The 4142-nt window shown below is 37.8% G+C and carries 7 protein-coding genes; 1 reads left to right on the forward strand and 6 read right to left on the reverse strand.

Annotation, left to right across the window (positions count from 1 at the left end; all coding sequences use genetic code 11):
- Nucleotides 1-88: 88 nt before the first annotated feature.
- Nucleotides 89-343, reverse strand: coding sequence for a hypothetical protein (locus tag ACYVD3_RS11895; RefSeq protein WP_460642738.1), 255 nt, complete (start codon nt 341-343; stop codon nt 89-91).
- A gap of 15 nt (nt 344-358) precedes the next feature.
- Nucleotides 359-547, reverse strand: a complete 189-nt coding sequence (locus ACYVD3_RS11900) for a tudor domain-containing protein (RefSeq protein WP_460642739.1) — start codon at nt 545-547, stop codon at nt 359-361.
- Nucleotides 548-820: 273 nt separating this feature from the next.
- Here ACYVD3_RS11900 and ACYVD3_RS11905 point away from each other — a divergent pair, with 273 nt between their 5' ends.
- Nucleotides 821-979, forward strand: coding sequence for a type II toxin-antitoxin system antitoxin (locus tag ACYVD3_RS11905; protein WP_460642740.1), 159 nt, complete (start codon nt 821-823; stop codon nt 977-979).
- A gap of 279 nt (nt 980-1258) precedes the next feature.
- On the opposite strand, the gene ACYVD3_RS11910 is transcribed toward ACYVD3_RS11905, so the two are convergent.
- The 4 genes from ACYVD3_RS11910 to ACYVD3_RS11925 form a co-directional block, all read right to left on the reverse strand.
- Complete coding sequence (locus tag ACYVD3_RS11910; protein WP_460642741.1) at nt 1259-2071, reverse strand: rolling circle replication-associated protein; 813 nt, start codon at nt 2069-2071, stop codon at nt 1259-1261.
- Nucleotides 2072-2076: 5 nt separating this feature from the next.
- Entirely contained in the window at nt 2077-2337 is a 261-nt protein-coding gene (locus ACYVD3_RS11915; protein WP_460642742.1) for a hypothetical protein, read from the reverse strand.
- Between the two features lie 158 nt (nt 2338-2495).
- On the reverse strand, nt 2496-2768 hold the full coding sequence (locus ACYVD3_RS11920) for a hypothetical protein (RefSeq protein ID WP_460642743.1): 273 nt from the start codon (nt 2766-2768) through the stop codon (nt 2496-2498).
- The gene (locus ACYVD3_RS11925) at nt 2765-4087 is read right to left on the reverse strand and encodes a hypothetical protein (RefSeq protein WP_460642744.1); all 1323 of its coding nucleotides are present in this window, start codon (nt 4085-4087) and stop codon (nt 2765-2767) included. The genes ACYVD3_RS11920 and ACYVD3_RS11925 overlap by 4 nt, the downstream gene beginning before the upstream one ends.
- Nucleotides 4088-4142 lie beyond the last annotated feature (55 nt).

Genomic DNA, 4142 nt, shown 5'->3' on the forward strand with positions numbered 1-4142 from the left:
CCAGCCCAGGACGGGAACGTAGCCAGGACAGAAAGACCGGAAGCCACCGGGATAGCACCGTAACGCTTGATAGAATTAATAACCTTCATCACTTCTTCACCTCCTCAGGAACATTGATAGAAACCAAATTTACCCGGTTACTCACCGGATTATAATCCAACTCAGCAGTAACATCTGAGTAAGGAACAATAGAAGAGTAGCGCCCGAAATCCTCAGCATTCACATACAGCCGGAGAGTATCCAGGCCTTGAGCAAGACCAAGCACATAAAACACCTGAGAGGGATCCTTAAAACCCTGCCTTCTTTCCGTACCTACAAACTTAAACAAACCAGCAACCAACATAATGAAACCTCCTTTTTATATGTACAAATAATAGTTATCAACCAAACGTTCGATATCTTCAAAGAAAAGATTTTCCTCATCACCGTCATCCCACCTGACACCATACCAGTCATCTGATGGATCATAATCCAACACAGTAAAATGACGAACTATACCATTTAAAACCGCAGGATACTCTTTACCAATTACAAGCCTTCCAAACATATGTAACCCTCCTTTTTCAACCCTTTATAAGGTGTCTACCTATCGCCACGCAAAAACGATCATCCGCCCTCCATTCCTGCAACCGCAATACCCGCTCCATCGTATGGGCAAGATCAGCACAGGACCTCGACACAAACAACAAAAAATGATATAATTGTTAGTTATGATATCCACTTGAATTGAACATAATAGCCAGTGGATATCCACTAACAAAATATATCACCATATCCACGCAATGTCAAGTGGATATCCAAAAAAGAAAGGGACAAATCCATGCAAGCGCACAAAAACAAAGCTTATCCATTACGAATACCCGAAGATATCAAAAAACAATTAGAAGAAATTGCAGACAAAAATGACCGCTCATTAAACCAGCAAATACTATACATCCTAAAGCAGTACCTGATTCAATACAATGAACTAGCTAAATAAATTTGCCAATGTCATCCGACTATATCAAAGTAGGGGTTAAAAACGTAGCCTCCTCCTACTCCATAAAAAATAGGCCCCCGGACATTATCACGTCGATAACCGGAGGCCTAACCCCTTAAGCAAGAAGAGGAAGGAAATATACATTTCCCTCCTCAAAATAGGAGCGTCTCCCGTTTTCAGTCCTCCATTTTATTAGTACACTTACTCACCAACAATCTAAGGTCATTCGCTCCCGATATTTACTTATTGACAACACCTTACTAATTAGCTATACTTATATCACAACTCAAACAGTTTTAACCCTTGGGTCATTTCCCCATACTGTATAAACGAACATTTCTCATACTTGGCTTCTTGTGAAAGCTCAGTAGACAGAATGAAACGGTCCACATCATCAAAGTTATAGGTTTCCTCAGTCGGAAGAATTAAGTTCCTGGAATTCCAATAACGTTTACATTTGTAAGTGGAAGCACATAACTCTTTCGTGATATACTTTGTTATGTAGGAAGTGACCCTTTTTCTATCCCTAACACGAGTAGCAGTCATGAAACCCAACTTATAACGATCAAATTTATAAATCTTTTCTTTAGTCATTTTAATAACAGTACGTCCAGAACCTCTAATTGTCCTTCTGACATATTTTCCCGTCCAAACGAGTTGTTCTTCATCAACCCCACCAAAAAGCCCATGAAAGTGATATGCACCGTCTTTATGACGCTCTGAAACAACCAGATAATAGCTATCAGGATATTTCTTTCTAAAATTTTGAAGCCAATTAGACATTTTCTTCCTACAAGCATCAAAACTATACCTATCCACCTTTTTTCTATCAAATGTAAACGTAACGAACCAATCCCAATCATTACAACGAGCATAATTATACACTTTACCTTGCGAACGATTCATAGATACCATAGCTGAATGACTAAAACAGTCCCCAATATCCCCCTTTATATCTCTAGTCCAATAATCATCAAATGGATTCTTACAACGATTAGACTTTTTCTGTTTAGAAACCACATCCCTATGGTATATTCTATATTGCCTTGTAAGATCAGGATAAGTAATCACTTTAACATTATACGGTTCCATATAAATCACCTCACATCATTATTATCTATTTCATTCATCCAATCTGAAAAAGCACCTTCATCCACTTCATCAACATCACCATAATCACAACAATAACCACCCCAAGGTAAATAAACACCAAAAACAATACGATTTGGTAAAACCTCCCCCTCAAAATCCTCAGACGGATAAAAACTTAATTCCACAATCTTATGACCATGTTTCTTACAATCCTCCAATACAGAAATCATAGTATCAACATCAACATTAATCGAAAAACTATCCATAATAAAAACCAACCTTTCTATTTATTTTACAAAATTATACCACGAAAACAATAACCAATAAATCATAAAAATTACAAAAAAACCGTTAAGTGTTTATACTGTCAAGTAATGGTCCCGGCGTCGCACCGTTGGTGCTGACGCTGGGACCATGGAACCACTCACTCAATTCCAAGGAATGGGATTTTCCTCAAAACAAACATCACAAGCTTATACACTTTATCAAAATTCACGACCACAACGACCAAAGGCAACAATATCCGAACCAATGGCATGGGAACAAAGAGGAATACAAGGCCAATTCCGGACTTCATATAACCAAATAACTGATTAACAACATCCGCTATTTCAGGAGGTACATCCGGAAGATTAATCCAGCCAAAGATAAGCTTCAGAGCAGAAGAGAACAAGTTTAAAATACTTTCAATAATCAATTCATCATAACCTCCTCCCATTTACGTTCACAAAGCTTTACAAATCCAAAAACCATAATCACACTTACGACCAAATGAATAGCAGTAAGCAAAAAACCAAAGTTTTCATTTAAAAATTGCGTTAAGTTAAAGCTGGCCTCACGGAGCAGTGGCTCCCCCATGATTTCAAAAGAGGGGAGTGTAACAACAAAATCAGTGGAAGAGGAGCCAAGAAACATTTCCACAAGCTGAACCAGCAGATCAATGGGAAAGGAGAGGAAACCAAGCCGATCAGAGAACCAGGAGAACAAATCATCAAAATAAGTTTTAAAAAATTCATCAGAAGGAATAAAAAGACTTTTCAGACCATTAATAATACCGCTAATAATTCCCGTCTTTACATCCTCCAGTTTATCCTGGACTTTCTGTGTCTGATCTTGTACAGAATCCTCTAAACGAGAAGTCTGATCCTCAACAGCTTCCATAGCTTCCTGATGCTGCTGATTCATTTTGTTATAAAGATTCGTAAATTCCCCGGCTAACTGATCCCAAAAAGATTTTAATTGACTTGAAATTGTTTGAATAATTTCAATTAAAAAACCATTTGTTTTTTCCTGTTCCTCCGCCATTTTACCAGTATTATCTGAAATAGCATTTTGAACATCTTGACCAACAGTATCAGCACCAGGAGAAGCGAAAGCAGGAGGAGCAGTACTTTTCGAAAAATTAATTTTAACAACGCCCCCCAAGGAAGAAGGAACAGACCCAATAATAGTAGCAGTGAGTTCCAATGCAGAAACAAAACCAAGATCAACAACAGAAGATATTTGAAAATCCCCCATAGACTGAATAAGTGAAGAAGATTCAGTACCGCCATATTCAGAAGAAGCATTATTATTATCACGCCTAACACTAATAGCAGACGTTCCATAAGTCAATGCCGTATGCATACCAAAATCAGCAATAACAGAATAATTACCAGAAGAAGGTAATGCAGTTTTAGAAAGAACAACACCAAGTCTCCACGGCATATCAACATCAGAAGGAAGGGAAAACTTAAAACTACCATCTGACCCAACCGGGAAATAAGAATACTTGATAACACCATACATATCATAATAAATAAAAGAAACTAAAACACCGGAATAATCAACCGTATTTTGAATCGTACTAATAGAACTAAATGGAGTGATACTAAAAGCCCTTGATTGAATGGCTTCATTCTCAGCAGCATACACAGCCTGACTATCAGTAGCCAAATTAGCAAAGGAAGAAAATGGCACAGACAACACCAGGCAGATTGAAAGTAGCAGTGACAAACAACAACGTTTAAATTTCATAAGAACCCCCAAACCACAGGGAAAATTGGATTTGACACAGATACGCAGAAATGGT

It is taken from the genome of Lacrimispora brassicae (genome assembly GCF_054772055.1).